This is a genomic window from Aeromonas sp. QDB62 (assembly GCF_027705695.1).
In the GTDB taxonomy this organism is placed as follows: Bacteria; Pseudomonadota; Gammaproteobacteria; order Enterobacterales; family Aeromonadaceae; genus Aeromonas; species Aeromonas allosaccharophila.
On record NZ_JAPDCD010000002.1, the window covers coordinates 22,628 to 49,584 of the forward strand.

At 61.0% G+C, this 26,957-nt stretch carries 25 protein-coding genes; 11 read left to right on the plus strand and 14 right to left on the minus strand.

The window, feature by feature from the left end; genetic code table 11:
• Positions 1-298: 298 nt before the first annotated feature.
• The 4 genes from OKC27_RS01150 to purH all read right to left on the minus strand — a co-directional run bounded on the left by OKC27_RS01150 (position 299) and on the right by purH (position 4,481).
• On the minus strand, positions 299-856 hold the full coding sequence (locus OKC27_RS01150) for a cytochrome b/b6 domain-containing protein (RefSeq protein WP_182938806.1): 558 nt from the start codon (positions 854-856) through the stop codon (positions 299-301).
• Complete coding sequence (locus OKC27_RS01155) at positions 837-1,211, minus strand: cytochrome b562 (RefSeq protein WP_042656319.1); 375 nt, start codon at positions 1,209-1,211, stop codon at positions 837-839. Before OKC27_RS01155 ends, OKC27_RS01150 begins: the two co-directional genes overlap by 20 nt.
• A gap of 276 nt (positions 1,212-1,487) precedes the next feature.
• Positions 1,488-2,774, minus strand: coding sequence for a phosphoribosylamine--glycine ligase (purD, locus tag OKC27_RS01160; protein ID WP_182938805.1), 1,287 nt, complete (start codon positions 2,772-2,774; stop codon positions 1,488-1,490).
• Positions 2,775-2,888: 114 nt separating this feature from the next.
• Complete coding sequence (gene purH / locus OKC27_RS01165) at positions 2,889-4,481, minus strand: bifunctional phosphoribosylaminoimidazolecarboxamide formyltransferase/IMP cyclohydrolase (protein ID WP_270805864.1); 1,593 nt, start codon at positions 4,479-4,481, stop codon at positions 2,889-2,891.
• A gap of 416 nt (positions 4,482-4,897) precedes the next feature.
• On the opposite strand from purH, the gene zntR reads away from it, so the two are divergent.
• Both zntR and OKC27_RS01175 read left to right on the plus strand, forming a co-directional pair.
• Positions 4,898-5,353 carry a Zn(2+)-responsive transcriptional regulator gene (gene zntR, locus OKC27_RS01170; RefSeq protein ID WP_182938803.1) on the plus strand — a complete coding sequence of 152 codons (456 nt, stop codon included), beginning with the start codon at positions 4,898-4,900 and terminating at the stop codon, positions 5,351-5,353.
• 214 nt (positions 5,354-5,567) lie between these two features.
• The gene (locus tag OKC27_RS01175) at positions 5,568-5,807 is read left to right on the plus strand and encodes an alternative ribosome-rescue factor A (protein ID WP_232093604.1); all 240 of its coding nucleotides are present in this window, start codon (positions 5,568-5,570) and stop codon (positions 5,805-5,807) included.
• A 215-nt stretch (positions 5,808-6,022) separates the two neighbouring features.
• Here the strand turns inward: OKC27_RS01175 and hemW are convergent, their stop codons facing one another.
• Positions 6,023-7,168, minus strand: a complete 1,146-nt coding sequence (gene hemW / locus OKC27_RS01180; RefSeq protein WP_270805865.1) for a radical SAM family heme chaperone HemW — start codon at positions 7,166-7,168, stop codon at positions 6,023-6,025.
• Positions 7,169-7,258: 90 nt separating this feature from the next.
• Positions 7,259-7,855: an RdgB/HAM1 family non-canonical purine NTP pyrophosphatase gene (gene rdgB / locus OKC27_RS01185; RefSeq protein ID WP_270805866.1), complete on the minus strand. Its 597-nt coding sequence runs from the start codon at positions 7,853-7,855 to the stop codon at positions 7,259-7,261.
• A 238-nt stretch (positions 7,856-8,093) separates the two neighbouring features.
• Between rdgB and OKC27_RS01190 the strand changes: the two genes are divergently transcribed.
• From OKC27_RS01190 to OKC27_RS01200, 3 genes are all read left to right on the plus strand, one after another.
• Complete coding sequence (locus OKC27_RS01190) at positions 8,094-9,257, plus strand: multidrug effflux MFS transporter (RefSeq protein ID WP_005340537.1); 1,164 nt, start codon at positions 8,094-8,096, stop codon at positions 9,255-9,257.
• A gap of 135 nt (positions 9,258-9,392) precedes the next feature.
• The gene (locus tag OKC27_RS01195) at positions 9,393-10,454 is read left to right on the plus strand and encodes an oxidoreductase (protein WP_182938799.1); all 1,062 of its coding nucleotides are present in this window, start codon (positions 9,393-9,395) and stop codon (positions 10,452-10,454) included.
• A gap of 299 nt (positions 10,455-10,753) precedes the next feature.
• On the plus strand, positions 10,754-11,002 hold the full coding sequence (locus tag OKC27_RS01200; RefSeq protein WP_058053978.1) for a hypothetical protein: 249 nt from the start codon (positions 10,754-10,756) through the stop codon (positions 11,000-11,002).
• A gap of 62 nt (positions 11,003-11,064) precedes the next feature.
• Here the strand turns inward: OKC27_RS01200 and rimJ are convergent, their stop codons facing one another.
• From rimJ to OKC27_RS01215, 3 genes are all read right to left on the minus strand, one after another.
• Positions 11,065-11,616 (minus strand): ribosomal protein S5-alanine N-acetyltransferase, encoded by a 552-nt coding sequence (rimJ, locus tag OKC27_RS01205; protein ID WP_058053977.1) that lies wholly within the window; start codon positions 11,614-11,616, stop codon positions 11,065-11,067.
• Positions 11,616-12,170 (minus strand): GNAT family N-acetyltransferase, encoded by a 555-nt coding sequence (locus OKC27_RS01210; protein WP_005341258.1) that lies wholly within the window; start codon positions 12,168-12,170, stop codon positions 11,616-11,618. The genes rimJ and OKC27_RS01210 overlap by 1 nt, the downstream gene beginning before the upstream one ends.
• 107 nt (positions 12,171-12,277) lie before the next feature.
• Positions 12,278-13,174: a LysR family transcriptional regulator gene (locus tag OKC27_RS01215; protein ID WP_075113960.1), complete on the minus strand. Its 897-nt coding sequence runs from the start codon at positions 13,172-13,174 to the stop codon at positions 12,278-12,280.
• A 92-nt stretch (positions 13,175-13,266) separates the two neighbouring features.
• Between OKC27_RS01215 and mdtH the strand changes: the two genes are divergently transcribed.
• The 4 genes from mdtH to OKC27_RS01235 all read left to right on the plus strand — a co-directional run bounded on the left by mdtH (position 13,267) and on the right by OKC27_RS01235 (position 17,777).
• A complete protein-coding gene (gene mdtH / locus OKC27_RS01220; protein ID WP_042063034.1) occupies positions 13,267-14,463 on the plus strand; it encodes a multidrug efflux MFS transporter MdtH in 1,197 nt (398 codons plus the stop codon).
• Between the two features lie 140 nt (positions 14,464-14,603).
• Entirely contained in the window at positions 14,604-15,011 is a 408-nt protein-coding gene (locus OKC27_RS01225; protein ID WP_182938797.1) for a type III secretion system chaperone, read from the plus strand.
• 17 nt (positions 15,012-15,028) lie between these two features.
• A complete protein-coding gene (locus tag OKC27_RS01230; RefSeq protein ID WP_182938796.1) occupies positions 15,029-16,708 on the plus strand; it encodes a hypothetical protein in 1,680 nt (559 codons plus the stop codon).
• A gap of 157 nt (positions 16,709-16,865) precedes the next feature.
• Positions 16,866-17,777: a bifunctional helix-turn-helix transcriptional regulator/GNAT family N-acetyltransferase gene (locus tag OKC27_RS01235; protein ID WP_111807567.1), complete on the plus strand. Its 912-nt coding sequence runs from the start codon at positions 16,866-16,868 to the stop codon at positions 17,775-17,777.
• A 243-nt stretch (positions 17,778-18,020) separates the two neighbouring features.
• Here OKC27_RS01235 and prfC read toward each other — a convergent pair whose 3' ends face one another.
• From prfC to OKC27_RS01255, 4 genes are all read right to left on the minus strand, one after another.
• Positions 18,021-19,610, minus strand: a complete 1,590-nt coding sequence (prfC, locus tag OKC27_RS01240) for a peptide chain release factor 3 (protein ID WP_270805906.1) — start codon at positions 19,608-19,610, stop codon at positions 18,021-18,023.
• A 216-nt stretch (positions 19,611-19,826) separates the two neighbouring features.
• The gene (locus OKC27_RS01245) at positions 19,827-21,674 is read right to left on the minus strand and encodes a diguanylate cyclase (protein WP_182938795.1); all 1,848 of its coding nucleotides are present in this window, start codon (positions 21,672-21,674) and stop codon (positions 19,827-19,829) included.
• Positions 21,675-21,887: 213 nt separating this feature from the next.
• Positions 21,888-23,342, minus strand: a complete 1,455-nt coding sequence (viaA, locus tag OKC27_RS01250; RefSeq protein WP_182938794.1) for an ATPase RavA stimulator ViaA — start codon at positions 23,340-23,342, stop codon at positions 21,888-21,890.
• 9 nt (positions 23,343-23,351) lie between these two features.
• The gene (locus OKC27_RS01255) at positions 23,352-24,965 is read right to left on the minus strand and encodes an ATPase RavA domain-containing protein (protein WP_162518083.1); all 1,614 of its coding nucleotides are present in this window, start codon (positions 24,963-24,965) and stop codon (positions 23,352-23,354) included.
• A gap of 318 nt (positions 24,966-25,283) precedes the next feature.
• On the opposite strand from OKC27_RS01255, the gene OKC27_RS01260 reads away from it, so the two are divergent.
• Both OKC27_RS01260 and rimI read left to right on the plus strand, forming a co-directional pair.
• Positions 25,284-25,709, plus strand: coding sequence for a DNA polymerase III subunit psi (locus tag OKC27_RS01260; protein WP_182939696.1), 426 nt, complete (start codon positions 25,284-25,286; stop codon positions 25,707-25,709).
• 109 nt (positions 25,710-25,818) lie between these two features.
• Positions 25,819-26,268 (plus strand): ribosomal protein S18-alanine N-acetyltransferase, encoded by a 450-nt coding sequence (gene rimI / locus OKC27_RS01265; protein WP_042656300.1) that lies wholly within the window; start codon positions 25,819-25,821, stop codon positions 26,266-26,268.
• A 37-nt stretch (positions 26,269-26,305) separates the two neighbouring features.
• Here rimI and OKC27_RS01270 read toward each other — a convergent pair whose 3' ends face one another.
• Positions 26,306-26,851: a hypothetical protein gene (locus OKC27_RS01270; RefSeq protein ID WP_182938793.1), complete on the minus strand. Its 546-nt coding sequence runs from the start codon at positions 26,849-26,851 to the stop codon at positions 26,306-26,308.
• Positions 26,852-26,957: the final 106 nt, after the last annotated feature.

Below are 26,957 nucleotides of genomic sequence, written 5' to 3' on the forward strand. Positions count from 1 at the left end.
AAGTGATTTTGCTATATGTCTGTGATTTAAGGGGTTTTTATATGATTTATGAGACAGCGTGAAACGTTGTGAAAACGTTAAATTCACGACTCATAATCGATTGGTCGTGGGTTCAAGTCCCCCAGGGGCCACCAACTTGAAAAAGGCCGCTCATCATGAGCGGCCTTTTTGCATCTGCCGATCGGGCAATCTCCAGTGATGAGCTCGATGAGGTCATAGAAAAGACCCGCCAGGGGCGGGTCTGGGCAGGGTCCAGATCAGGCGCCTCACTCAGAGACAAGGAGCCTAATGCTGAGCCTCAGGTTTGCTCGTTGCTGCCGCTCTGGATGGATGAGCGACGCCCGATAGCAGGCAGCATCCGGGTGACCAGATTGCTGCGCTGACGCCAGGAGGTGAAGACGATGGCCAGCAGATGCAGACCAATCAGCCCCTGCAACGCCACCACGCACCACTCATGCCACTCGTCAGCCCCCAGTTCAAATCCAGTCTCGGTATTTTGAAACCAGCCGCTGCCTGCTGTCGCCAGCACGACCAGCCAGAGCGCCCACACGGCTAGCTTGCCGCTGCCATGATGACCCGGTGCCGGAGGCTGCCGCTCACGCATCTCGCGCGCCTGCTGGCGAAAATCCTCCCCGCTGGGGATGAGGGCACCAAGGCGGGCGTAGCCACGGGCGAAAGTGAGCCCCCAGAGCAGACGCAAGGAGACCAGCCCAATGGCGCCGTAACCCAGCCACTCGTGCCACTCCTCCCCCACTTCGTTAACCCAGAGGTTGCCGATGCAGACCGCCGCCAAGCCCCAGTGGGTCAGGCGAACCAGCGGATCCCAGCGAAAGGGCTCACCCTTTTTGCTTGGCATATTTGTGGTACTCCTTCTTCAGGTCGTTGACCTTGGCCAGATGTTCGCGCGCCTTGGCCTCATCACCCGCCTTGAGTGCGGCCAGGCTGGCGTCCAGCTCGGTCTGTACCTCGTTCATCCCTTCAAGGAATTTCTCTTTCTTGGCGGCTGGCATGTTCTTCTGCTTGGCCACATCCAGCTGGGCCTTCATCTCGTTGATGTGCTGCTCCATGGTGGCTGCATCATCAGCCTTGACGGCCTGCTTGTAGTTGAAGCCAATCTTCTTCATCGGCTGTTCCAGATCACCCGCCACGGCAGGCAGGGTCATCAGGCCAAACATCAGGGGCAGCAGCAGGGGGCGGACGGTTTTCAACATGGGATTTCCTTATATAACGACATGCTCGAATTGTTAGGGGTACTTATGAATCCCAACAAGAATTCATCAGGGCATGATGCCATGACTCATGGTGAAATGTTTGTGAAAAATGCTGTTTTTTGTGGCAAATAGTGACAGATATGCCGCGCTTGTTTGCGCTTGGTAACTGATTGAACGCAGGTGACGCGCACCATTAGGATGGTTGAAAGCGGTAAACAGGGACAAAAAACCCCGCCGCAGCGGGGTCTGGATCAGCGGGCCAATGGCTTGCGTCGGTTACTCCTGTTCGCGAGCAATGGCGCGCCAGCCGATATCCTTGCGGTAGAAGACGCCATCCCACTTGATGCGGCCAGCGAGCTGGTAGGCACGCTGCTGGGCTTCTGCCACAGTGTGGCCAAGGGCGGTGGCGCACAGCACACGGCCACCCTGGGTCAGGCTGGTATCGCCTTCCAGGCGGGTACCGGCATGGAACACCTTCTCGCCCGCAACCTCATCCACCGGCAAGCCGCTGATGGGGTGATTGGTGCTGTAATCGCCGGGATAGCCTCCCGCTGCCAGTACTACGCCGATGGCGGCGCGGGGATCATAGATGGCCTCTTTCTGATCCAGCTTGCCCGCGCAAGCGGCCAGACAGAGCTCCACCAGATCGGATTGCATCCGCAGCATGATGGGCTGGGTCTCGGGATCGCCGAAACGGCAGTTGAACTCGATCACCTTGGGATTGCCTGCGCCGTCGATCATCAGACCGGCGTAGAGGAAACCGGTGTAGACGTTACCTTCGGCCGCCATGCCGCGCACGGTCGGCATGATCACCTGCTCCATCACCTTCTGATGTACCTCGGCGGTCACTACCGGTGCCGGGGAGTAAGCCCCCATACCGCCGGTGTTGAGACCGGTATCACCGTCGCCAACCCGCTTGTGATCCTGACTGGTGGCCATCGGCAGCACGTGCTCGCCATCGACCATGACGATGAAGCTTGCCTCTTCACCATCCAGAAACTCCTCGATCACCACCCGGGAGCCCGCTTCGCCAAAGGCATTGCCGGAGAGCATGTCGCGCACCGCGTCTTCCGCCTCTTGCAAGGTCATGGCGACAATCACCCCCTTGCCCGCCGCCAGACCATCGGCCTTGATGACGATGGGGGCACCCTTCTCGCGCAAGTAGGCGAGTGCTGGCTCCACTTCGGTGAAGTTCTGGTACTCGGCGGTCGGGATGGCGTGGCGGGCCAGGAAATCCTTGGTGAAAGCCTTGGAGCCTTCCAGCTGGGCAGCGGCAGCGGTCGGGCCAAAGATCGGCTGGCCGGCGGCGCGGAAAGCATCCACCACCCCTTTCACCAGTGGCGCTTCCGGCCCGACGATGGTGAGGCCGACCTGCTTCTCTTTGGCAAAGGCCAGCAGCCCTTCGATATCGGTCGCCTCGATGGCAACGTTCTCGACCCCCGGCTCAAGCTGGGTACCTGCGTTGCCCGGCGCTACAAAAACGTGGCGCACCAGCGGGGAGTGTTTGGCCTTCCAGGCCAGGGCGTGTTCGCGGCCACCGTTGCCAATGATCAGTACTTTCATCGTATCGCTCGCTTCTATTTGTGGTCACTGGACGGCCACCCGGGCCGTCAGTCAGTGGAAATAGTCAGTTGAAAAGAGACAACAAAAGGGCCGCCATCGGCAGCCCCTGACCCATCAATGACGGAAATGGCGCATGTTGGTGAACACCATGCACATACCGTGTTCGTCGGCGGCATCGATCACCTCCTGATCGCGCATCGAGCCACCCGGCTGGATCACGCAGGAGATACCGGCCTGCGCGGCAGCATCGATACCGTCGCGGAACGGGAAGAAGGCATCGGACGCCATCACGGAGCCCGCCACGGTCAGCCCTTCGTCCGCCGCCTTGATGCCGGCGATTTTGGCCGAATAAACACGGCTCATCTGGCCTGCGCCGACGCCGATGGTCTGGCCATCTTTGGCGTAGACGATGGCATTGGATTTGACGAACTTGGCCACTTTCCAGCAGAACAGCAGATCCTGCAGCTCGGCCTCGGTCGGCTGGCGCTTGCTGACCACGGTCAGGTCACCCAGCGTCACCATGCCGAGATCCCGCTCCTGCACCAGCAGGCCGCCGTTGACGCGTTTGAGGTCAAACCCTTGCGCCGGAGCAGTCCACTGCCCGCATTCGAGCAGACGCACGTTCTGCTTGGCGGCGACCGCATCGCGGGCCTCCTGGCTGACGGTCGGGGCGATGATCACTTCGACAAACTGGCGGGCCACGATGGCTGTCGCAGTGGCACCATCCAGCTCACGGTTGAAGGCGATGATGCCGCCGAAGGCAGAGGTGGGGTCGGTCTGGTAGGCACGATCGTAGGCACTCAGCAGATCGTCACCGATGGCCACGCCGCAGGGGTTGGCATGCTTGACGATGACGCAGGTCGGCTCGTCAAACTCCTTAACACACTCCAGCGCCGCATCGGTATCGGCGATGTTGTTGTAGGAGAGCGCCTTGCCCTGCAGCTGGATAGCGCTGGAGACAGAACCCGGAGCAGCATGCTCTTCGGCGTAGAAGGCGGCTGCCTGATGGCTGTTTTCGCCGTAACGCATGTCCTGCTTCTTGATGAACTGGCTGTTGAAGGTGCGCGGGAAACGGGACTCCTCGTCACCCTCCTTGTTGTCACCATAAGAGGGCACCATGGTGCCGAAGTAGTTGGCGATCATGCCGTCGTAGGCAGCGGTGTGCTCGAACGCTGCGATGGCCAGATCGAAACGGGTCGCCAGTTTCAGGCTGTTGCCGTTGGTATCCATTTCGCGAATAACCCGATCATAGTCGGCAGCTTTGACGACGATAGCGACATCTTTATGGTTTTTGGCGGCAGAGCGCACCATGGTCGGGCCGCCGATGTCGATGTTCTCGACCGCATCGGCCAGGGTGCAGCCCGCTTTGGCCACTGTCGCGGCGAAGGGGTAGAGGTTGACGACAACCATGTCGATGGGGGAGATAGCGTGCTGGGCCATGATGGCGTCATCCTGATCCCGACGGCCGAGGATGCCGCCATGAACCTTGGGATGCAGGGTCTTGACCCGGCCATCCATCATTTCAGGGAAACCCGTGTAGTCGGAGACCTCTGTCACCGACAGACCCGCCTCGCCAAGCAGCTTGGCGGTACCGCCCGTGGAGAGCAGGGCAACACCACGCTCGTTGAGTGCCTTGGCAAATTCCAGAATGCCAGTTTTGTCAGACACACTCAGCAGTGCACGGCGAATGGGTCGAGCTTGTTCCATCACACTATCGTCCTCAACATAACGGGGACCGTTCCATGGGAGGCGAGGCTCAACACAGAGAGTCCCCAAATAAATGGAAGTGGGGGATTTCGCAAACCACTCTCGCCCCGACATCCGGCAAAAGCGTTTTAGGAAATGCCCGCTTGGTGCGGCGCTCTGTTATGGGCGCGTATTCTACACAAAAAATGTGACCTGTGGTGGATTTTTTGAAACAGCAAAGCCTTATTTGGCGCGGCGTTAAACGTTTTCTACTTGATTTTCTCGAAACGTTTGCACTTTCAGTGTTTTATGGGAAAAAGGGTCGCCAGGAGATGTTTATCTGCCCCTTTTATGCCCTTGGCTGGCAATCCATGGGCAAAGGGGTGATAGTGGATTCCGGTTTTTGTGGCGGCATACATTCAAGGGGAGAAAAGGGCATGTATCGGATCGGTGAACTGGCCAAGGCGTGCGGGGTCAAGGCAGATACCCTGCGTTTTTACGAGAAGAACGGGCTTATCTCACCGGGGATCCGCAACGAATCCGGCTACCGCCTCTACAGCGAGCAGGACAAGCGGCGGCTGGAGTTTATTATCCGCGCCAAGTCGGTGGGATTCTCGCTGGCCGATATCGGCGAGCTGCTCGACCTCGATACCAACAAGGCCAAAGTCACCTGTCAGGAGGTGAAAGCGGTGGCCGACACCAAGCTGGCCCAGGTGGAGCAGAAGATCATCGAACTGACCCGCTTTCGCGACAACCTGCGCGAGCTCTCCAATATCTGCTGCGGCGGCCCCCGCTCGGCGGAGCACTGCGCCATCCTCGAGACGCTGGAATCTGGCGCCCCGGCCCATCACGAGCATCATAGCCACGACCAAAATGACACTGTTCACGGCTGACATGCTACGCCTGACTGAGCGTGCCTGGCTCAGAGTGACTGACTCGGCGCCGCCGACGCATTGCTCCGGCGGCGATTTGGTGACAAAATCGCCGCGTTTTTAACCGGTGCCAGTGCATCCGGTTGCTGGGCGCTAGCCTGCACAGGCGCTCGCAGCGAAAACCACCAGCCAGACACAAGAATCAACACACCAAGAGAAAAGAAGAGGAGCCATCATGGCCAAAATTCGGGTCGACCAACCCGCCCTCCCCCGTGAGGAAAATGCGCAAGGGGGCAACTATGCCCATCAGCGCGGCGAGATAAAGGATAACCATCTGCACGCCCTGCTCTCCGATCCGCTGTTTCGCAACCGGGTCGAGCGCAACAAGAAGGGCAAGGGGAGTTACCAGCGCAAGGCCAAATTCGGCAAGCGGTGGGAGCCCGGCCAACAGCAGATGATCCGCGTCTGCTGCTGAGCGGGTTTCTACCGACCATAAACAATCAGGGCGCCATTGGCGCCCTGATTGTTATCTCGAAACACGGTTCGCCAAAACTGCCTCACGACCTGTTGCGAGAAGCTGTCAGCGAGGTGAAGATCAGCGCAGGAACCGGAGCGTATAGATATACGTGAGGCTTCCGAGCAGCGCATGAACCTTGATCACGGCTTCGCAGCCAGATCGTGAGCCAGTTTTCACTCATCCATAAACAGTTCGAGCAATACGTTCAGATAACGATGGCCGAGAGAAGTGAGCTGCCAGCTCTCTCCCAGATCCTCGATAAGCTCCTTGCTCTGTGCGATGGCGAGCACCGTCTCCACCCGTTCCAGCGGCAAGCCGGTATAGGCCTCGAACTCCGCCTTGGGGGCAGGTTCAAACAGGCGGAAGCGGTTCATAAAGTATTCGAGCGGCAGATCGTCTGCCGTCACCTGCCACTGCTCGTCCAGATAGGGGCGACTCTTGTCCAGATACCCTTTCGGATGCTTCACCTTGGCGGTGCGCAGGATCTGCTGAGCCGCGAGATCAGTCACCTTGCCGTGAGCACCACAGCCGATCCCCAGATAGTCACCAAAGCGCCAGTAGTTGAGGTTGTGATGGCACTGGTAGCCCTCTTTGGCATAAGCCGATATCTCGTACTGGCGATAACCGCTGGCGGTGAGCATGGCGTGACCCTGCTCGTAGATGTCCCACAGGGTGTCATCTTCCGGCAGTGTGGGCGGTTTGGAGGCAAAGGCCGTGTTCGGCTCTATGGTGAGCTGATACCAGGAGAGGTGCGGCGGGACGCAGTCGATAGCCTGCTGCAGGTCATAAAGGGCGTCATCCAGACTCTGATCCGGCAGACCGTGCATCAGATCCAGATTGAAGGTAGGCAACTTGATGGCATGGGCCAGTGCGGCGGCCTTGCGCGCCTCTTCCGGGCCGTGAATGCGGCCGAGGCGGGTCAGCTTCTCCTGCTGGAAGCTCTGCACGCCGATAGAGATGCGGTTGATACCGGCGCGCTGGAAACCGGCGAACTTGTCCGCCTCCACCGTGCCCGGATTGGCCTCCATGGTGATCTCGCAATCCGCGGCGAGCGGAATACGGGCCCGCACCCCATCCAGCAAGGTTTGCATCGCCTCCACCGTCAACAGGCTGGGGGTGCCGCCGCCGATAAAGATCGAGGAGAGCGGCCGCCCCTGCGCCCACTTCAGATCCTGATCCAGATCCTCCAGCAGGGCAGTGACATATTCGAGGTGAGGCAGCTCCCCCTTCTGGGCATGGGAGTTGAAGTCACAGTAAGGGCACTTCTGGACGCACCAGGGCACATGAATATAGAGAGATAGCGGCGGCAGTTGCAGCATGGGGCTTCCAATAAAACGGGGGCTCAAGGCCCCCATTGTAGATGACTATGTGTAATTGACCGTGTGTAACCGACAAGGTGGCGAAGTGGCTCAGTGCGCCGCAGCCAGCGCCGCTTTGAGCTTGGCCAGCGCCTGACCGCGATGGCTAAGCTGGTTTTTCAGTTCGGCCGGCATCTGGGCGGCGGTGCAGTCGTGATCCGGCACGAAGAATACCGGGTCATAGCAAAAGCCATGTTGACCGCGTGGCTCGTCGATGATCATCCCTTCCCAGCTCGCCTGACAGATGATGGGGGTGGGATCGTCGGCGTGGCGCATATAGACCAGCACACACCAGAAGCGGGCGCTCTTCAGGTACTCGGGGGCACCTTGCAGCTCGCCGAGCAGCTTCTCGATGTTGGCCTTGTCACCGGCCCCCACACCGGCAAAACGGGCGGAGTAAACGCCGGGGCGCCCTTGCAGCAGATCGACTTCCAGACCGGAGTCATCGGCCACGGCGGGCAGACCGGTAATGCGGGCAGCGTGGCGGGCCTTGATGATGGCATTCTCGACGAAGGTGGTGCCGGTCTCATCGGCATCGGAGACCGCAAACTCGCTCTGTGGGATCACCTGGATCTTCATATCGGCCAGCATGGTGGCCAATTCCTTCACCTTTTTCTGGTTACCTGTTGCCAGGACAAGCTTGTTCATCGAGCACCTCCGCAAAAATAATCTGCGCATTCTATGCGGCGCAAGCGTTTAGTAAAAGCGTCAATTACACCCGCTGTGATGGGGTTACGGGGGATTTGCCGCCATCGAATAACCAGCTTTTTAATACATGTTTCCATAATGGAATAACCAAAGTGATTAAATACCATTTCTATTCATTACTGTGAGTCAGTAGACTCGCGCCCCAATTCATTAACCTGGCTGACTAAAGAGGTGACAGATGCCATTAATACTTTTACTCGTACTACTGGTGCTGTTCAGTCCGCTGGCTATCGACATCTACCTGCCCGCCATTCCGCAGATGGCCGAGCAGCTGGGTGCCGAAGTAACCCTGATGCAGGGCACCATCACCTGGTTCCTGTTCAGCATGGGGCTGGGACAACTGCTTGTTGGCCCGCTGGCCGATCGCTACGGTCGCAAGCCCATCGCGCTGGGCGGCGTGCTGCTCTATGGCCTGAGCGCGCTGGGGGCCGGTTTTGCCGCCAGCCTCGGCGAATTGATGCTGGCGCGAGTGCTGCAGGGCTTCGGCGCCTGCGCCACCTCGGTCGCCGCCTTCTCGGTGGTACGTGACAGCTACGGCCCGAAAAAGAGCGGTCAGATGATCTCCTATCTCAATGGCGCCATCTGCTTTATTCCTGCGCTGGCACCTCTGCTCGGTGGCTGGCTCACCGCCAAGGCGGGCTGGTCTGCCAACTTCTGGTTTATGGCTGGCTATGCGCTCATCGTCGGCAGCTGGCTGATGTGGCGGATGCCGGAGACCCGCCCGGAGGAGACCCGCAGTGAAGGGGCCCTCATCAGCTGGTCCCGCTACAGCCCGGTGCTGCGCTCCCCCAGCTTCCTGTTCAACGCGGCGCTGTGCATGCTGGCGATGGCGGTGATCCTCGCTTATGTCACAGCCGCACCGGTGCAGCTGATGGTGAAATTGGGGCTCGATATGAGCGGCTTTAGCTACTGGTTTACCGCCAACGCCGCGCTCAACATCTTGGCCTGCTTTATGGCGCCGCGCTTTATCGCCAAGGTGGGGCCAAGACGCACCCTGCGCATCGGCCTGCTGGTGTTGATGCTCTCGGCCATCACCCTGACCCTGGCGATGCACATAGAACATCCGCTGGCGATGATGGGGCCGGTATTCCTCTCCAGCATCGGCTTTGCCATGATTCTGGGTTCGGCCGCCGGGATGGCGCTGGCACCATTCGGCCACTGCGCCGGTACCGCCGCGGCCCTGCTCGGCCTGTTCCAGATGAGCGGATCCGGCGCGCTGGTTGGCCTGACCGGCGCCCTGATGCACGACCCGCTCAGCCAGCTGGCGCTGCATATGTGGCTGCTGCTGCCGCCCCTGGTGATGCTGATGACCCGTCGCGGACGCCGCTTGTGTTTGCAATAAATCCTGTGTTCTGATGAGCACACTCAGGGGGCCATCGGCCCCCTTCTCGTTTGTATCGACTTTACAGCGTATGGCCATCCGGCAGCCCGGCTGCGATGGCAACCCCACTCACTCGATGTCAGCGGAGAACTCCCGATGAGCCACACTCTCAACGCAGCCCTGGTGGGCTATGGCTTTGCAGGCAAGACCTTCCACGCCCCTTTCCTCTCCACCACGCCGGGCTTGTCCCTGAGTTGGGTGGTAAGCCGTGATGCCGCCAAGGTGCAGGCCGATCTGCCCGGCTGCCGGGTCGGTTCACTGGAAGAAGTGCTGAGCGATGAGACCGTCGATCTGGTGGTGATCGCCACCCCCAACGACACCCATGCCCCCCTCGCCCGCCAGGCGCTGCTGGCAGGCAAACATGTGGTGATCGACAAGCCGTTTGCACTGGATCTGGCCGAGGCACAAGCACTGGTCGAACTGGCCGAAAAACAGCAGCGACTGCTCAGCATCTTCCACAACCGCCGTTGGGACGGGGATTTTCTCACCGTGCGCCGTCTGCTGGCAGAAGGGACGCTCGGGCAGATCGCCCAGTTCGAATCGCACTTCGATCGCTATCGCCCCGAGGTGCGCCAGCGCTGGCGCGAAGCGGGTGGCCCGGGTTCCGGCCTCTGGTTCGATCTCGGCCCCCACGTGCTGGATCAGGCGCTGCAGCTATTCGGGCAGCCGGACTGGTTGCAGGCCGATCTGGCCGAGCAGCGCCCCGGTGCACTGGCGGACGACTACTTCCACGTAGTGCTGGGCTATGGTGAACGGTATGGCGAGCTGCGGGTCGTTCTGCACGGCAGCTGTCTGGTATCGGCCACCATGCCGCGTTTCATCGTACACGGCAGCCAGGGCTCCTTCGTCAAATTCGGTATGGATGTGCAGGAAGATCAGCTCAAGCTGGGCAAACGGCCACCGGCGGGGGATTGGGGCGTGGATAGCGAGCCCGGTCAGCTCAGCCGCATTGTCGATGGTCAGTTACAGCAGCAGAGCGTGGTGGGTGAAGCGGGAGATTATGGTGCCTACTATCGCGGTGTCTGCGCCGCCATCAAGGGCGAAGGGAGCAACCCGGTGCCAGCATGCGAAGCACTGGCGGTGATGGCACTGCTGGATCTGGCCCGTCAGAGCCACCTTGAGGGAAAACGGCTGCCCTGTCAGAAGCTGTCTGACTAAGGCGCTGGCCATCGGCTAACCTTGGCCTTGTTAAACCGCCAGGAGATGGCAGCAAAGCGGTGTTTTATTGTGCAAAACCGGCCTTTGTTCGGCATCTTGTATTGATATCAGTCGTTGCAGTAGTGCTTTTCATCCACGGCACGAAAAAATGTCATTGTGATATCCGTTTTCATCGGTAACTAATGGGGCTATATTGCGCCCGCCTGCTGCCTCCCGGCCTCTTGTTTCAATACCGGGCAACGGTGGGCGCTGTGATGGTTGCACAGACCATCTCTCCATCTTTTTTTGAGGGTATGCACATGAACAAAGTACTGGTAGCCGGTATCCTGGGTCTGATGTTGACCGCTTGCGGTCAGAAAGAAGAAAAAGCTGCCGCGCCTGCTGCTGCTCCGGCCGCCGAAGTTGCTGCAACTGTAGAAAAAGCCGCTAGCGAAGCCACCTCTACCGTAGAGAAGGCCACCTCCGAAGCGGCTGCAACCGTTGAGAAAGCTGCTGACGAAGTGGCTACCAAGGTTGAAGCTGCAGTGAGCGATGCCAAGGCCAACTAAGCCTGCACCTCATTCGAAGACGGGTCCGAAGGCAACTTCGGGCCCGTTTTTTTATCTGTCGCTCAGAGCGCCGGATTAATCAGCGAGGTGAGGATGTGATCCTCCCAGCGGCCATTGATCATCAGATACGCCCGTGCGAATCCCTCCCGCTCGAAACCGAGCCGCTCCAGCAAGGCTCCACTGCGCTGATTGGCAGGCATGTAGCAAGCCATGATGCGATGCAGATCGTGCTCCCGAAACAGGTAGTCGATGGCGGCGGACAACGCCTCCCGCATCACCCCCTGCCCCTGATGCTGCTGGTCGATGGCATAGCCCAGATGACACGCCTTGAAGACCCCCATCAGGATATTGCTGAAATTGCAGGTGGCGATCACCCGCTCACCAGCGGGGTCCAGCGCCACCAGATTGACGCCGGTGCCGTTGAAGAACTGGCTGTAACTGTCCTGCAACCGGGCATGCCAGTAAGAGAGTGTGTAAAAGTGCTCGTCACGCAACGGCTCCCAGGGGGCGAGATGGGCGCGGTTGCGCCGGTAGAAGTCGAGCATCATCGGAGCCTGATCCGGCGCCAGTATGGTCAGATGGGTTCGGGCCGTCTTGATATGTGGCAGTGCCATCAGGACTCCCTCTGTCTTAGCCACTCGTCGCGCAGCAGGCTGTAGTGGGCATGGTCCACAATCCGGTTGCCCAGCCGCTCTGCGCGCCGGGTCACCCCCTCCTGCTGCATCCCGAGCCGTTCACAGACGGCTCTGCTGGGTTCGTTATCGGTGGCGGCGCTTATCTCCACCTTCTCCATCCCCATCTCCTCGAAGGCGTGATGGATCAGGGCCTGACAGGCCCGGGTGATAATGCCGTTGCCCTGCCAGCGCTCCGCCAGCCAGTAACCGATAACCACCTTGCCAAGGTCGTGATCGATGCTGTTGTAACCGATAACCCCCACCACCTCCCCCTGATACTCGATGGCGGTGGTGAGCCCCTCGCCGCGGGCGAACTTCTCGATGGCACTGCGAATGAAGAGGGCGCTGTCGACGGGGCGCTGGATCAGCGGCGGCCAGGGTAGCCACTGGGAGAGATACTCCCGGTTGTCATTGCAGAGGGCAAACAGTTCGCTCGCCATATCGGGCTGCAAGAAGAGCAGCGCAAGCTCGTCGTCCAACTGCCATGAAAACATGGAATTCTCCTTTCAAATCAGTGATCAAATAGCGAACCAGCCACCCAATGTAGCCAATCGCCACTGGCCGCGCCAACCCTTTTACACTGCAGCCCCCCTCTTCCCATTCACCCCTCATTCCGCCACCGTTTCGCCAGTGTGCGGGCGGTGGCCAACACGGTTTCCCGGGCCGGATTGGGCCGCTTGCCACCGCGCCACGCCATCATCACATCCCAATGCTCCTGCGGCAGATTGCGCACATCGAGCCTGACCAGCCGCCCCACCTCCAGATCCCGCTTGATGGCCAGCTCCGGCATCAGGGTAATAAAACCGTGCTCCAGCGCCAGATCGCGCGCTGCACTGGCGGGCTGTACCGCATGCAATGGGCTGGCCGCCCGCCGTAGCCGCCGCAACTGCTGGATAAAGACGTCACACCCTGGCCCCCACACCTGAGGCGCCAGCCGCTGGTCGGCGATATCCTGCAGGGTCAGGCCATGGCATCCAGCCAACGGATGCAGCGGCGAGGCGATGGCGATGATGGGGGAGCAGCAGAGCAGCTCCATCTGCAGGCCTGCCACCGGCGGACACTTGAGCACAAAGCCGATATCGGTCACCCCGGTCAGCAACTCCTGCATGATGACCCCGGAGTGATCCGTGGTGCAGCGGATCTCGAAGGGCTCGTCCACCAGCTCCATCAACAAGGAACCGAATACCACAGCAGTCAGAGAGGGCAGGCTGGCAAGACGGATGCAAGGCAAGGCTGGCGCCCCCTGCAGTGCCAGACGTCCCTCACTCAAGGTGGCCAGTGCCGAACGGGCTGATGGCAGAAACTGCTCGCAGGCACGGGTCGGCGTTACCCCGCGCCGATGGCGCTGAAACAGCGGCGCACCGAGACTGAGTTCGAGCTGGGCTATGCGCTGGCTCACCAGCGGCTGCGACCAGCCACGAATGGCAGCCGCCTGACTGAAACTGCCCAACTCGGCGACATCCAGCAGCAGTTGCAGATCGTCCAGATCCATAGACATAAATAATCCTGATATGAAATATAGGTAGTTGTCGTCTACCACTATATCTAAACCCTCTCCAGAATGAAGTTATCTGTGAATGAGAGGGTGTTATGGTCGATAGGGCGAGGTTTTGGGGACGCTGGTTTCTGGCGCTGGATACCACACTGGTGATCCTGGGTTTCTTTGTGGTGATGCCGATGATCAGCCTGCGCTTCGTCGATCAACTCGGCTGGGCGGCGGGTCTGGTGGGGCTGGCCCTCGGCCTGCGCCAGCTGACCCAGCAGGGGCTGGGGATCTTCGGCGGTTCGCTGGCCGACCGCTTTGGCGCCCGCCCGCTCATCGTCACCGGCATGCTGTTGCGCGCCGTCGGCTTCGCCACCCTGGCCTGGGCCGACAGCGGCGCCATGCTGATCTTCTCCTGCTTCCTCTCCGGGCTCGGTGGTTGCCTGTTTGACCCGCCACGAGCGGCGCTGGTGATCAAATTTACCCGTCCCCATGAGCGGGGCCGCTTTATCTCCCTGCTGATGATGCTGGAGAGCGCAGGCGCCGTCACCGGTGCCCTGCTCGGCAGCTGGCTGCTGCGTTTCGACTTCACCTACGTCTGCCTGCTGGGCGCCGGGCTCTTCACGCTGGCGGCGCTCTGCAACTGGACCCTGCTGCCCGCCTATCGCCTCTCGGTAAAACCGACGCCGATGCGGGAAGGGTTGGGGCAGGTACTGGCCGATCGCGCCTTCTGTCGGCTGGTGCTGATCCTGAGCGGCTACTACATGCTGTGGGTGCAGGTGATGCTGATCTTCCCGATCCTGGTCAAGCAACTGGCGGGTACCACCACGGCGGTGGGCTGGATGTACAGTCTCGAAACGGCGCTGTCGCTGGCGCTGCTCTACCCCATCGCCCGCTTCAGCGAGCGGCGCTACCGGCTGGAGAGCCGACTGATGGCGGGTATCCTGCTGATGACGGTGGGGATTGGGCTGGTTGCGTTTGTCAGCACCCTCTCCGGCATCTTCGTGCTGCTGGCCTGCTTCTATCTGGGGATCATCATCTGCGAACCGGCGCGGGAGACCCTGATGACCAAGCTCGCCAACCCCAATGCCCGTGGCAGCTACATGGGCTTCAGCCGCCTTGGGCTGGCACTGGGCGGCATGACCGGCTACGTGGGCGGCGGTTCTCTCTATGACTTCTCGCTGCAACAGGGGCAACCAGCCCTCCCCTGGCTGGTGCTGGGCACCATAGGCGTGGCCACCATGCTGCTGCTCGCCCGCTGCTTCTCCCGCCGCCCGGAACTGGCCATCAGGGCCGCCGCCTGACGCCCCTCCTTACCTGCGGCAGCCCCGTCAACGGGGCTACCGTTCGTCCTTTCCCGCCATAATCGCGGCCAGCACTGACAGATAGCGCCGCCTCGCCATGGAATACTCTTCCCGACACCTTGCCAAGGGGAGAGCACACCATGTCACACCACCATGCTTATCACTGGATCGCACGCCTCTCCGGTACGCAGGCTACCGCTGCTCCGGATGGGAAAAACCGGATGTTTCTATTACTCGACCAGCAGGACAGGGAGTGGTGGCTGGAGGTTGATCCCGATGAGAGCGTGCTGCTCATCACCACCCCGATGACATGCCAGCTGGATGCCAATCGCCTGACCCCCGCCAACCTGCAGCACTGGCTGAGCCTCAATAGCGAGGTCAACCGGATGGGCGGTGCCTGGCTCGGACTGGAGGGGGATGTACCCACCCTCACCCTCTACGCCCAGATTTTTCTCGCACACTGCGATGAACCCTTGCTCGACAACCTGATGGGTCAGCTTGCCGAACTGGCCCACGACCTCACGCCCCGACTCTACGCAGAGCAATAGCAAGCAAGGAGCCCACCATGAAAATCGAACCCACCGCCCCACTCGCGACTGTCGCAACGCCCTCCCGCCCCCGAAGCAATCCCGGCAGTCGCTTTGTGAACGCGTGTCGCAACCTGACCGCCCCTACCACCGATCGCCCCGAACTGGCGCTGCCGGCCCCGCCAGCGCTGGCCCCCGATAGCCAGCAGCAGTTGAATCGCGAACTACGCAAGGGGCTCTCTGGCTATGTGCAACAACACCCCGAACAGCAAACCGCACTCGATGACTTGCTGAGAGCCGGACAGATGCGCAATGAACTCGGCAAGCCGACGCTGGCGACCGCAGATCCCCTGACCCATCTGGTCACCCTGCTCAACCGGCTGAAAAAACTGCCGGATGGCAAGGCGCTCACCAACGCGCTGGTCAAGGATCCTGCCGGTGAGATCGGACGCTATGTCACCCTCAAGGGATCCTTTGGCAGCAAATCCTGCCAATTACGCAGTCAGCCCCTTCCACCGAGAGCCTTGGGCAAACCCGAACTGCAGCAACTGGCGCTGGAGCTGAAACAGGTGTTGCAGCACTATCTGGATGCCAACCCGGCCAAGCGTGAGTGCCATACTGCGTATCTACGCGACTACCTGCAACAACCCGAGATCGGCCGCTATCTTGGCTTGCTCGACACGCCCGACGGCGCACAGGTCAAGATCAACGCCCTTCCCTCCCGCAAGGAGGAGATTGCAAACGTGATGAACCGCCTGCTGGCCGGTCATGGCCGTGGCGCGCTCTATCACGCCTTCGCCCAAGAGAGCGGACGGGCAGGCATGCTGGGCCGCCACTTCAAACTCGAAGGCATGCTGGCGCTCAGCTTCACGGTGCGAGCCGAACCACTGCCGCCAGCCGTCGTTGCCACTCCATCCACAGCCCAGCGCGCAGACCCCCAAGCAAGAACGGCAGACCCGGCGCTGGCACAACAGCAGGCGGAACAGCTACGCCGCCTCGAGGCGGAAGAACATCTCAATCTGGAAAAGGAGATCACCCGCCAGCTGGGCAACCGACCTGCCTGCCAAATCCTGGCGAAGCTGACCAGATCGGCCGCCAATCTGCAGGCTGAACTGGATGGAAAGCACCTGCCACCAGCCGAATCCATTCCGGTAACCCATATCGATATGGCGACTCTGGCTGCACTCACGCTGCCGCAGGTACGCGAGTTGGCTGCCCAGCTGACAGAGGAGAACAACCGCTACCTGCGACGGGTCGAGGAGCATACCGTGCATCTGCCGACCCACGCCGATGCGGATCGGTTTTCCCCTCATACCCTCGACATGCTGGGCATAACGTTCACCCAGCCCTACCTCAAGGTGCTGGACGATGGCATCCAGGCACTGCGGCAACCGGCCACCAGCCGCACCGGCCGCTTGCTGGGCTGGTTACTGCCCGCTCAGGCCAGGGTGCGCCAGCTCAAACAGGAGCAGAGCATCGGCAAGTTGCACGAGCTGCGGCAGGTCATCACCCTGTTGCAGTTACAGGGTGGCAGCTGGCAGGGGATCGACCGCGCAGGCTGGGCCAAACAGCTGCTGGCCCGCACGCTGGAGCAAGCCATGCCAACACCATGGCAACTCGGACCATTTCGAATCAATGAAGGGCGCCCCCAGTGGCAGGCCAGATTGAGCGAGTGGGGGATTTTGAACGAATGGGGCATTCCGGTAGCCAAAGGCTGATATCGGGTAATCACGGCAGCCAACCCTGAGCCCACCCCATGGCACAGGGTTGGCCTGACCCGCCTCCCTCGGACCAACATGACGGAGAAAAAAGGTTGCGAATTACAACTTTTACGCTACTTTAGTTGTTATGCACAACTAAAAAGGAAACCACGATATGGATCCCCGTCCCCTGCGCGCCCTGTCGCGCGATCTGGTCCGCGAACTCGGCATGCTCTCACAGCAGTGCGGCAATCTGGCCCTCACCCCCATCGAGGCTCACCTGCTGATCGAGCTGGAAAACGCCCCCGCCACCAACCAGCAACTGGCGGAAAAACTGCACATCGACAAATCCAATGCCAGCCGCCCGCTGGCTCGCCTCGCCGAACGGGAGCTGATCAGCTGGCACCCGCACCCCTCCGACGGGCGCAGCAAGGAGGCCCGTCTCACTGCCGAGGGGCAAACGATGCTGCTGGAGTTGCACCGGGAGATGGACGGGGCGATGGAGGAGATGCTGGCGCAGTTGAGCCAGCCCGAGCGTGAACAGTTGTGGAGCGGCCTGCTGCTCTACCGCAGCGCCCTCTCCCGCGCCCGCCGCCAGCAGGGTTACCGCATTCGCCCCATCACGGCGGCAGATGATCCCCGGATCGCCACGGTGATCCGCGCCGTATCGGCCGAATATGGCCTCACCGCCGACAAGGGTTATGGGGTCTCCGATCCCAATCTCGATACCCTCTCCCGAAGCTATCAGGGGGAGAAAAGCCGCTACTGGGTGATCGAAGGGCCGGACGGTGCCATCCTCGGCGGTGGCGGCATAGCGCCGCTGGCGGGAGAAGAGGGAGTCTGCGAGCTGCAGAAGATGTACTTTATGCCCGCCCTGCGCGGATTGGGCCTTGGCAAGCGGCTGGTGCTGCAGGCGCTGGATGCCGCTCGTGACTTGGGCTATCAACGCTGCTATCTGGAGACAACCGAAGTACTTCGCGAAGCCACCAGCCTCTATGAATCCCTCGGCTTTGAACACCTTCCCGGCCCCCTCGGCTGCACCGGTCACGGGGATTGCGAGATCTGCATGGTGTTGACGCTGGAGTAAAGCCCCCTCATCCCCACCCCTTCTCCCGCAAGGGGAGAAGGGAGCAAAAACACTTCCGCTATCTTTCGGACAGATATCGGATGGTTCCCTCCGGGAGATCACCAGAGCAAAGGTCGCTGGCGACCGGCCAGGTGTGATGCCATTGCCACCCGCATCTCTCCTTTCAGGCAAAGCGATACAAAAAAGAGACCCCGCCGAAGCGGGGTCTCTTTGATCATCTGCCAACAGGCAAACCAGCGGTGATCAGTGCTCGCGAGTCTGGCGGAAGTGAACGTCGGGGTGACGCTCCTGCGCCAGACGCAGGTTGACCATGGTCGGCGCGATATAGGTGAGGTTGTCACCGCCATCGAGGGCCAGGTTGACCTCGTTCTTGCGTTTGAACTCTTCGAACTTCTTGACGTCGGTCCCTTCCACCCAGCGGGCGGTGGAGACGTTGACCGCCTCGTACAGCGCTTCGACGTTGTATTCGCTCTTCAGGCGCGATACCACCACGTCAAACTGCAGCACACCGACCGCACCCACGATCAGATCGTTGCTGATCAGCGGACGGAACACCTGCACCGCGCCCTCTTCGGAGAGCTGCACCAACCCCTTGAGCAGCTGCTTCTGCTTGAGCGGGTCGCGCAGGCGGATGCGGCGGAACAGTTCCGGTGCGAAGTTCGGAATGCCGGTGAACTTGAGATCTTCACCCTGGGTGAAGGTGTCACCGATCTGAATGGTGCCGTGGTTGTGCAGACCAATGATGTCACCGGCGAAGGCGTCTTCCGCCTGCTCCCGGTCACCAGCCATAAAGGTCACGGCGTCGGAGATGTTCACATCCTTGCCGATGCGCACGTGGCGCATCTTCATGCCCTTGCTGTAAGTGCCTGACACGATACGCATAAAGGCGATACGGTCGCGGTGTTTCGGATCCATGTTTGCCTGGATCTTGAACACGAAGCCGGAGAACTTCTCCTCGGTCGCTTCGACTTCGCGGCTCTCGGCCTTGCGCGGCATCGGAGACGGCGCCCAGTCGGTCAGACCGTCCAGCATGTGGTCGACACCGAAGTTACCGAGTGCAGTACCGAAGAACACCGGGGTCATCTCGCCCGCGATAAAAGCCTCTTGGTCGAATTCGGGAGAGGCGCCCTGCACCAGCTCCAGCTCGCCGCGTAGTTGGGCAGCCAGATCCTCGCCGATGGCGGCATCCAGATCCGGGTTGTTCAACCCCTTGACCACCCGCTTCTCCTGAATGGTGTGGCCCTGACCGGTCTGATAGAGATAGGTCTCATCCTTGTAGAGGTGGTAGACCCCCTTGAAGGATTTGCCACAGCCGATCGGCCAGGTGATGGGGGCGCACATGATCTTCAGTTCGCGCTCCACCTCGTCCATCACTTCCATCGGGTCGCGCACTTCGCGGTCCAGTTTGTTCATGAAGGTGAGGATGGGAGTATCGCGCAGACGGGTCACTTCCATCAGCTTGCGGGTCCGGTCTTCAACACCCTTGGCGGCGTCGATGACCATCAGGCAGCAGTCGACCGCGGTCAGGGTACGGTAGGTATCTTCGGAGAAGTCCTCGTGACCCGGGGTGTCGAGCAGGTTGACCAGACAGTCGGCATAGGGGAACTGCATCACCGAGGTAGTGATGGAGATACCACGCTGCTTCTCCATCTCCATCCAGTCGGATTTGGCGTGCTGGCCTGAGCCACGGCCCTTGACGGTACCGGCGCGCTGAATGGCCTGTCCGAACAGCAGGACTTTTTCGGTGATGGTGGTTTTACCCGCATCCGGGTGCGAAATGATCGCAAAAGTGCGCCTCTTGGAGACTTCACTCAGAAATTCAGCTGACATAATTCAACGTTCTTCTATTGAGCGGTGGCATCAGCCACCGTGGGAATAAATCCGGAATGCCGCTCACGGCACATGTATACGCAACGAAAGCCACGCCAGCTGGCGTGTTGCCAACCTGGTGGAGAGAGGGAGGAGGGTTGCGTTACATGGGTCTTCTCGCCTGAGTCAAAGCAAAATTGCGCGACATTATACCCGCGCGAGTGAAAAATACCCAGCCCGTCAGTCGTCTGTTTCCACCCGGTTGCGACCAGCCTCCTTGGCGCGGTAGAGGGCCTCGTCTGCGCGCCGGGTCAGGGCAGCCAGATCCGGATCATCAGCCTGCTGGCAAGCGACGCCTATGCTGATGGTCACCGGATGGGAGAGACCGGGCAGCGTCAGGTTGGCCACCCTCTCGCGGATCCGCTCAGCCACCCGGCACGCCTCCTCGATACCGGTATCCGGCAACAGGACCAAAAATTCTTCTCCCCCGATACGTCCCAACACATCATGCTGGCGTAACTGACTCACTACCGCTTGCGAGACCCATTGCAGCACCCGGTCTCCCTGATGATGGCCCAGGGTGTCGTTGATCCGCTTGAAGTGATCGATATCGAACACCAGCAGACAAAAGGGTGTGCCCTGCCTGCGAGCCAGCGCAAACATATCGCTGCCGTGCTGCAAAACCCGGCGCCGGTTATTGATGCCGGTCAGCTCATCGGTAAAGGCCAACCGATGCATCCGACGATTGCGCTCAATCAGCCACCCCATGGTCAGCAAAGCCAGCCCCCCGCAGAGTACCATCACCACCAGCAACCAGAAGCGACGCTCCTTGATCTGCGCCAGCTCCTGCTGCTGCAACTGCTGCTCGATCCGCAACTGCTTGTTCTCCACCTCCTGGCGGGCCAGTTCAAACTCGCCGCGCACCCAGGCAGTGCTCTGCTCCCGTTGCAACTGATCGAGACGCTGCTCCTGCACCAGATGATCCCGCAACGCTGCCAGCGCCGCCGGATAGTCCCCTTGCAACTCGAATGCTTCGCTACGCACGCCGTAGAGATCCATCAGGTAACGAATGTGCCCCTCCGCCTTCAGGATCGGTTCAATTGTCGCAAGCGCGCGCAGGGCCGAAATCGGCTCCCGCTTTTTTACCTGCAGCTTGGCCATCACCAGCTCGAGATGGGCATGGAGAATGAGATCCACTTGCGGAGAGAGCACCCGTGCAGCCTGCCCCAACAAGCGCCCAGCCTCCTCCGTGCGCCCCTGACCGAGCAGAGCCTCCGACAGCATCACCTGACGATCGGCATGTTCAATCCGGTATTCCGGCTGGTGGAAAAAAGCGAGGCTTCGCTCAAGCTCCTGTTGCGCCTCCTGATAGCGCCCAGTATCCAGATAGACCAGTGCCAACTGCTCGCTCATCCTGGCCGCCCCGAAGCCGTTGTGGTTCTTGACAAAGTGTTCATCCAGCCGGTGCAGAGTGGTTAGCGCCTCGGTATAGAGCCCCATCCGGCGAAATGCTGCCGCGATCTCGAGCTGCGCCTGGTGATACCAGGTGACCAGCCCCAGTTCTTCATAGATGTCATGCGCCTTGGTAAGATCCACCAGCCCCTGCCCGGACGCCCCCTGAAACGACAGCATGGCCCCCCGTCGGGACAGCGCCAGCGCCTCCAGCTTTGGCAAGGCCGCCACCCTCGCAAGGCGCAATCCCTCATCGAAGTCATGACGAGCCTGTGCCACCTCGCCAAGCAACTGATTGAACCAGCCACGGCAAATAGTCAGATCGGCCATGGCGGCGCCATCTTCCCGCTTTTTAGCGAGCGCCAGCTGGCTGTCGGCATATGCAATGGCACGACGGGACTCCTGCATGTCATCGGCCGAGTGCGCCCAGCAAGCCAACCGCCGGATCCGCATCTGCTGTGGCTGCGAATAAGCATCGCCATCCTGCAACAGCCGGTCGATCCGTTCATGTAACAGTTCTATCGGCTGATAGACCCGCTCCATATCATCCAGTTCGCTCTCCAGCTGGGCGGGTGACAAGGGTTGGGCCGCCAGCCCGAACACCGCCAGCAACAGCAGTAAAGCAAGGTGACGCATAAAGACTCCGGGTGAATGGGAGAGGTCATCGGGCAGTGGATGCCGGAAAATCACTATCTTTTCCCCTGCAACAAGGGTTGTAAAGACCTGAGTCCCACGCTGCCGCCCGAATGGCTGTCTGGTCACATTTTACAGCGACATCATTGAGTTGAACGCTCGCGGGACAATCACGGCGGCAAGAGGGCGCAACGTAACGCAGGGCCCTCCCGGTTACTAGTGATGCTGCCAGCGCCGCAGCAGCCGACCACGCAAGCCGCAATCGAGCAGCCAGCTGTTGTCGAACACCCGCAGCAAGGCCGGTTTGGCATGGCGGGACATGGCGACAGCGTGAAAACGGGTCTGGCGCTGACGATAGCGATTCATCTGATCGAGCAGGGCGTGCGGCAGGCTCTGGGCGATAAAGTCGGAGATGACCAGCACATCGGCCTTGGCAAAGGCAGGATCATCGAGCTTGGCCAGCGCTTTTTCCAGGCAGGGCACCAGATCGGTACCGCCGTGAAAACTCATGGAGAGAAAGCGCTCCGCCTTCTCCAGACCGGTATCGGCGGTGATCTCGAGGGTCGCCACCTCGGTGGAAAAGAGCATCAGGTAGCAGCCGCGCTTCTCATCCATCGCCACCTTGAGCAACGCCAGAAACAGCGCCTTGGCACACTCCTCGGGATAACCGCCCATGGAGCCGGAAGTATCGACACAGACGATAAAGGGGCCGCGCTGCTGCAGTTGCTTGCCGCCCTGCTCCGGGGTGCGCAGCATGATACGCTGGCGCGGCAGGGTACCGCGCGACTGGTAGCTGAGCAGGCGCCGCTCCAGATAGCGACGGTAGAACTCCAGCTCCAGTTCGGGCAAGCCCAGCATCACCGCCTCGCTTGGCAGCAGGCGCATCAGATCGCTGGCCTGATGAATGCCCACCAGATCGTCCGGCACATCATCGCTGGGGGCGGGCTCCAGCTCCAGTACCTCGACCGGCGGCACCGGTTGTTCCTGCGCCCGCCGATCCCGCTCGCTGCGCCCGAGCAGACCCGCGATCTCCGCCAGCAAGGGCTCGCGCTGCAACATGCGGGCATATTGCTTGATCAGCACCAGACTGCGCTTGTGCCAGTATCCCTGCGCCAGATCCCAAAGGCCGCCCGCAGAAATCTGGTTGGGATCGAGGGCATCGGCCAGAGTGCGGCTCGCCAGCAGCTGATCTTCAATCTCCTGACGCTGCTTCTCCCGCTCCGACTCGGCGATCTGCTGCTGCAACTGCAACAGGCTCCCCACCAGACTGGCGCGCCACTTGTCGATAAAGAGCTGGCGCAGCCCCTCGGTGGGGTGAGCCATCAGCTGGCGCACCAAGGAGCGGGCCTCACCGGCGAAGGGGCTGTACTGATCCAGCGACTCCAGCAGGCCGGGCAGGCGACCAATCAACTCGGTCATCGGCAGTTGCCGGTGTGCCTGATAGAGCAGGTACTCCTGCTCCAGCGCCACCGGCACCGGCTTGTGGCGGATCTCCTCGCCGAGCTGTTCGCCCCAGCTCTGCAGGCGCTTTTTCAGCAGCTTGCCTTGCAGCGGGGAGCGTTTGATAAATTCGGATATCTTGGGCGAGGCTGCCAGCAGGAGCGCCACCTCACCCGCCAGCTCCCCTTCGCCCATCAGGAGCCCCAGATCCAGCATGCCAATCTCAAGCATGTGCGTCCCTTACTCGTCCAGCCTCGGCAACCGTTCGCGCCACTGCACCAACTCGCTGCGCAGCAGTTCAAGATCCCGGTTCAGTACGAAGAAGCTGTCCTCCACCTGCTGCAGCCAGCGTGAGGAAATAAAGAGGTGTTGTTGATGACGCTCGAACAGGCTGCGCTGCTGCTTGAGCTCCTGCATCACCTTGCCGACCTGGACCAGTTGCTCGTCGAGCGCCTGCAACCAGGGCTCCAGCACCACCTCGGGAATGGCGTTGCGCTCCATCAATACCAGCGGGATCTGCTGGCGCTGGATATCGAGCACCTGCAGCCGCAGCTCATCATCGAGCACCAACTCGTAGTGCCCCTCTTTCGGGTTGCCGAACTGATAGCCGACCAGCGCCTCGCCGGTGGGGCGCCAGTGGGAGAGCAGGGTACGATCGAACACCAGCGTGCGGGTGAGGCGCTCGGGATCGCTGCCATCCAGCGGCGCCGGAGTGAGCAGATGAAAGTGCACCTGCTTGCCAAAGGGTCTGGCATTGGCGAGCGGGATCTCGATGCCCCGGGCGCGGCGGCCAAACCACTGCTTGCGCTGGCGCGCTTTGGTGCAGAGCCGCTGGGCCACGCTCTGTTTGAGCTGTTTGAACTGATCCCGCAGCGCCAGCAACTGGCGAGTCATCGCCAGTTGCTGATAACCATAGAGACGGGAGAACTCGGTCATCATCTCCATCAGGGTGGTGCGGGACTCCTCGTCATGCCAGAGGCAATCCTTGAACAGCAGCAGGTCGAGGGGGGCCACCTCGTCGCGGCCATTGAAGAAGGCACTCGCCTTGATGAGCCGTACCGCCTTCTTCCAGCGGCGATCCGACACATAACAGCGGTGGGCCAGCTGGCTGTCGAGCTGCTGGCGCAGCTGGTAGATGAGCTCGAAACAGGCATCCGGCAGGCGCACCTGCTCAATCTGGCTCTGCCACTGCTCGTACTCATCGCCCCGGATCTGCAAGGATTCCGGCAAGTTCTGGTGAGCATGGCCATCGCTGGCCAGCATCGCCTGAAAGTTCGACTTCTCCTGCACCCGGTCCATCCAGATCCGCACCAGCATCCGGTCGTAGAGCGCTTCCAGCCCGCTATCCGGCGCGGGCAATTCGTTGGAGGCGGTCACCAGCAAGCGCATCGGGATGGGGTGCTGACTGTCGCCATTACGGAACTGCCGCTCGTTAATGGCGGTGAGCAGGGTATTGAGGATGGCGGGGCCCGCCTTCCAGATCTCGTCGAGGAACACCACCTCGGCCTCCGGCAGATAACCGGCGGTGAGGCGCAGGTATTTGCCGTCCTCTTTCAGCGCCTGAATGGAGAGGGGGCCAAACACCTCCTCCGGCGTACTGAAACGGGTCATCAGGTATTCGAAGTGGCGGGCGTCGTGAAATGCCAGCTTGAGGCGGCGGGCAATCAGGCTCTTGGCGATGCCGGGCGGGCCCAGCAAGAAGAGGCTCTCGCCGCTGAGGGCGGCCAGCAGACCGAGGCGCAGGGCATCCTGCCGTTCGTAGAGCCCCTCGCCAAGGGCCGCCAGCAGCCGGGGCAGCCGCTCCTGGATGGGAATAAGACGCGCGGGGTTCTGGGCTTGAGCTAAAGACGACATAGAGACTGTTCCGAAGCTGGGATGATGATAGCCCCAAGGTGCGATATCCATTTGTTCGACCTTGGGTTTTGTCTTGTTATGATGTTTATTCTGGTATCTCTTGCCACAGAATACCCGACTCTGGCAGGAAAAAACGCCAGGGCGGTGCGATACCGTTGCAGCGCCCATGTGTGACCAGAGTGGTTATCAGCATCATGATCTGCGTGTCATGCCCGCATGCGCCAGATGATACGTTGCAAAGGGTGCAGCAAAACCGGTTCGAGTGTACCCTGCGCAACACGATTTTCCCCAATGCAGATCAAGAGTGAGTCGCCCCAGATGCAAGATCCCGTTCGTCAGAGCATGTTGGCCCGCATGGGCATTCAAAGCTGGCAGCTGCGTCGTCCGGCATTGCTGGGCGCAGAACCTGCTCCCGAACTTGAGCAACATACCGGCCAGACGGCCCCGGCCAGCAGCGCCCCGCTGCCCAGCGGCAAACTCTGGCTGCTGGCGCCCAGACTGCCTGCCACCACGCTGCTGGCGGATATCTGCCAGCTGCTCGGCATGACGCCCGATGAGGTCTCCCTGCTCAGCGAGCTGCCGCCCGCCGACCTGCAAAGGGCGGACACCTCCCCCCTGCTCTGGCTGACGGAGGCCAACCCCGCGCGGCCGGATGCGCTGATCTGCCCGCTCGTCCCCAGCGCCGCGCAAAAGCGCGCCCTGTGGCAACAACTGCGCCAGCACCTTGCGGCCAGCGCGGCGTGATCCTGCATCATGCCGCCGAGCCCCACCGTGATGCCGCTCTTTTTACCTGATTTTATACACGCCGCCCCTGCCACCCCCAGTGCCCAATATCTTGCCATCCGGAGCCCCCATGCCTGAGTTTCGTCCCCTGCTCGAGAGCGATTTCGACCTTGTTTACCCCATCGAGCAAGCCGCTCACAAGGAGCCGTGGAGTCAGGCCAACCTGCTCTCCTGCTTCGGCCCTCGCTATCTCAACGGCTTGATGCTGGTCGACGGTCGCCCGGCGGGCTTTTATATCTCGGATCTGGTGGCCGGTGACAGCTCGCTGATGAACATCTGCGTGCATCCGGCGTTTCAGGGCAAGGGGTTGGGACGGGCGCTGTTGCAGGCCTATCTGGCACGCAGCAAGCAAGCCGGCGCAGAGGCCTGGTTTCTCGAGGTGCGGGCCGGTAACCAGACCGCCATCAACCTCTACGAGAGCGCCGGTTTTGCCGAATATTGCCGCCGCGCCGACTACTACGGCACCGGCAACGATCGGGAAGATGCGGTATTGATGTCGCGACTGTTCGATTTCGGCTGATCCGGCCAATTCGCCGTGCTCAGGCGTCTTGGCCCCCTCAATCGAGGGGGGCGTTGTCCAGCGCGGGGTCCTGCAAGGAGAGGGTCGTGTGCACCACCGCCTCGAATCCGGCGGCAGAGAGCGGCATATAGAAGCCCCGCTGCCAGGTTTTTCCGGGCATCCAGATCTGGTCGATATCCACCACGACCTTGATGGGCCTGAGGGGCTGACCCGGCTGCTGGATATAGATACCGGGCGGTGTGGCGACCTTGGGAAAGCGGCGCAGGATCTGCTCGCTGCCATCCCCCTTGCCCGGGTTGAGCCGCACCTTCACCAGCCGGGCGAGCGGGCCTGCCATCTCCTTGCTCTGCCAGAATTTCTTCTCCAGATCGCCGCAGCGGCGGCACTTGGGGGTCTCCAGCACATAGAGCAGCGGATAACCCAACGCCAGCGCCTGTTGCTGGGCCTGATGATACCCCTCGGCTCCCTGATACCAGGGATTGGCGGGCCCCTGAGCCCCCTTGCCAAAAAAGAACCAGGCTGCACCGCCACCCACCACCATGAGCCCGACTGCGGCCAACGCTACTTTCACCCACAGATTCATATCGTTAACCCTCTTTGCACTCCCTTGCAGTATCGGCCAGCCTGCCCGAAGGCGTAGCTATTTGCACTCTTTGTGATCCAAGACAAACGGCGAACACTTGTAAGCT

What these genes read in the sequence shown, in the direction of transcription:
- OKC27_RS01150 (WP_182938806.1), bottom strand. Translation starts at nt 856, where the DNA reads ATGCCAAGCAAAAAGGGTGAGCCCTTTCGCTGGGATCCGCTGGTTCGC.
- OKC27_RS01210 (WP_005341258.1), bottom strand. Translation starts at nt 12,170, where the DNA reads ATGTTTTCATGGCAGTTGGACGACGAGCTTGCGCTGCTCTTCTTGCAG.
- mdtH (WP_042063034.1), top strand. Translation starts at nt 13,267, where the DNA reads ATGGTCGATAGGGCGAGGTTTTGGGGACGCTGGTTTCTGGCGCTGGAT.
- OKC27_RS01190 (WP_005340537.1), top strand. Translation starts at nt 8,094, where the DNA reads ATGCCATTAATACTTTTACTCGTACTACTGGTGCTGTTCAGTCCGCTG.
- OKC27_RS01245 (WP_182938795.1), bottom strand. Translation starts at nt 21,674, where the DNA reads ATGCGTCACCTTGCTTTACTGCTGTTGCTGGCGGTGTTCGGGCTGGCG.
- OKC27_RS01270 (WP_182938793.1), bottom strand. Translation starts at nt 26,851, where the DNA reads ATGAATCTGTGGGTGAAAGTAGCGTTGGCCGCAGTCGGGCTCATGGTG.
- OKC27_RS01195 (WP_182938799.1), top strand. Translation starts at nt 9,393, where the DNA reads ATGAGCCACACTCTCAACGCAGCCCTGGTGGGCTATGGCTTTGCAGGC.
- rdgB (WP_270805866.1), bottom strand. Translation starts at nt 7,855, where the DNA reads ATGAACAAGCTTGTCCTGGCAACAGGTAACCAGAAAAAGGTGAAGGAA.
- OKC27_RS01155 (WP_042656319.1), bottom strand. Translation starts at nt 1,211, where the DNA reads ATGTTGAAAACCGTCCGCCCCCTGCTGCTGCCCCTGATGTTTGGCCTG.
- purH (WP_270805864.1), bottom strand. Translation starts at nt 4,481, where the DNA reads ATGGAACAAGCTCGACCCATTCGCCGTGCACTGCTGAGTGTGTCTGAC.
- viaA (WP_182938794.1), bottom strand. Translation starts at nt 23,342, where the DNA reads ATGCTTGAGATTGGCATGCTGGATCTGGGGCTCCTGATGGGCGAAGGG.
- OKC27_RS01260 (WP_182939696.1), top strand. Translation starts at nt 25,284, where the DNA reads ATGCAAGATCCCGTTCGTCAGAGCATGTTGGCCCGCATGGGCATTCAA.
- rimJ (WP_058053977.1), bottom strand. Translation starts at nt 11,616, where the DNA reads ATGGCACTGCCACATATCAAGACGGCCCGAACCCATCTGACCATACTG.
- OKC27_RS01175 (WP_232093604.1), top strand. Translation starts at nt 5,568, where the DNA reads ATGGCCAAAATTCGGGTCGACCAACCCGCCCTCCCCCGTGAGGAAAAT.
- OKC27_RS01230 (WP_182938796.1), top strand. Translation starts at nt 15,029, where the DNA reads ATGAAAATCGAACCCACCGCCCCACTCGCGACTGTCGCAACGCCCTCC.
- OKC27_RS01215 (WP_075113960.1), bottom strand. Translation starts at nt 13,174, where the DNA reads ATGTCTATGGATCTGGACGATCTGCAACTGCTGCTGGATGTCGCCGAG.
- OKC27_RS01255 (WP_162518083.1), bottom strand. Translation starts at nt 24,965, where the DNA reads ATGTCGTCTTTAGCTCAAGCCCAGAACCCCGCGCGTCTTATTCCCATC.
- zntR (WP_182938803.1), top strand. Translation starts at nt 4,898, where the DNA reads ATGTATCGGATCGGTGAACTGGCCAAGGCGTGCGGGGTCAAGGCAGAT.
- OKC27_RS01225 (WP_182938797.1), top strand. Translation starts at nt 14,604, where the DNA reads ATGTCACACCACCATGCTTATCACTGGATCGCACGCCTCTCCGGTACG.
- OKC27_RS01200 (WP_058053978.1), top strand. Translation starts at nt 10,754, where the DNA reads ATGAACAAAGTACTGGTAGCCGGTATCCTGGGTCTGATGTTGACCGCT.
- hemW (WP_270805865.1), bottom strand. Translation starts at nt 7,168, where the DNA reads ATGCTGCAACTGCCGCCGCTATCTCTCTATATTCATGTGCCCTGGTGC.
- OKC27_RS01235 (WP_111807567.1), top strand. Translation starts at nt 16,866, where the DNA reads ATGGATCCCCGTCCCCTGCGCGCCCTGTCGCGCGATCTGGTCCGCGAA.
- rimI (WP_042656300.1), top strand. Translation starts at nt 25,819, where the DNA reads ATGCCTGAGTTTCGTCCCCTGCTCGAGAGCGATTTCGACCTTGTTTAC.
- purD (WP_182938805.1), bottom strand. Translation starts at nt 2,774, where the DNA reads ATGAAAGTACTGATCATTGGCAACGGTGGCCGCGAACACGCCCTGGCC.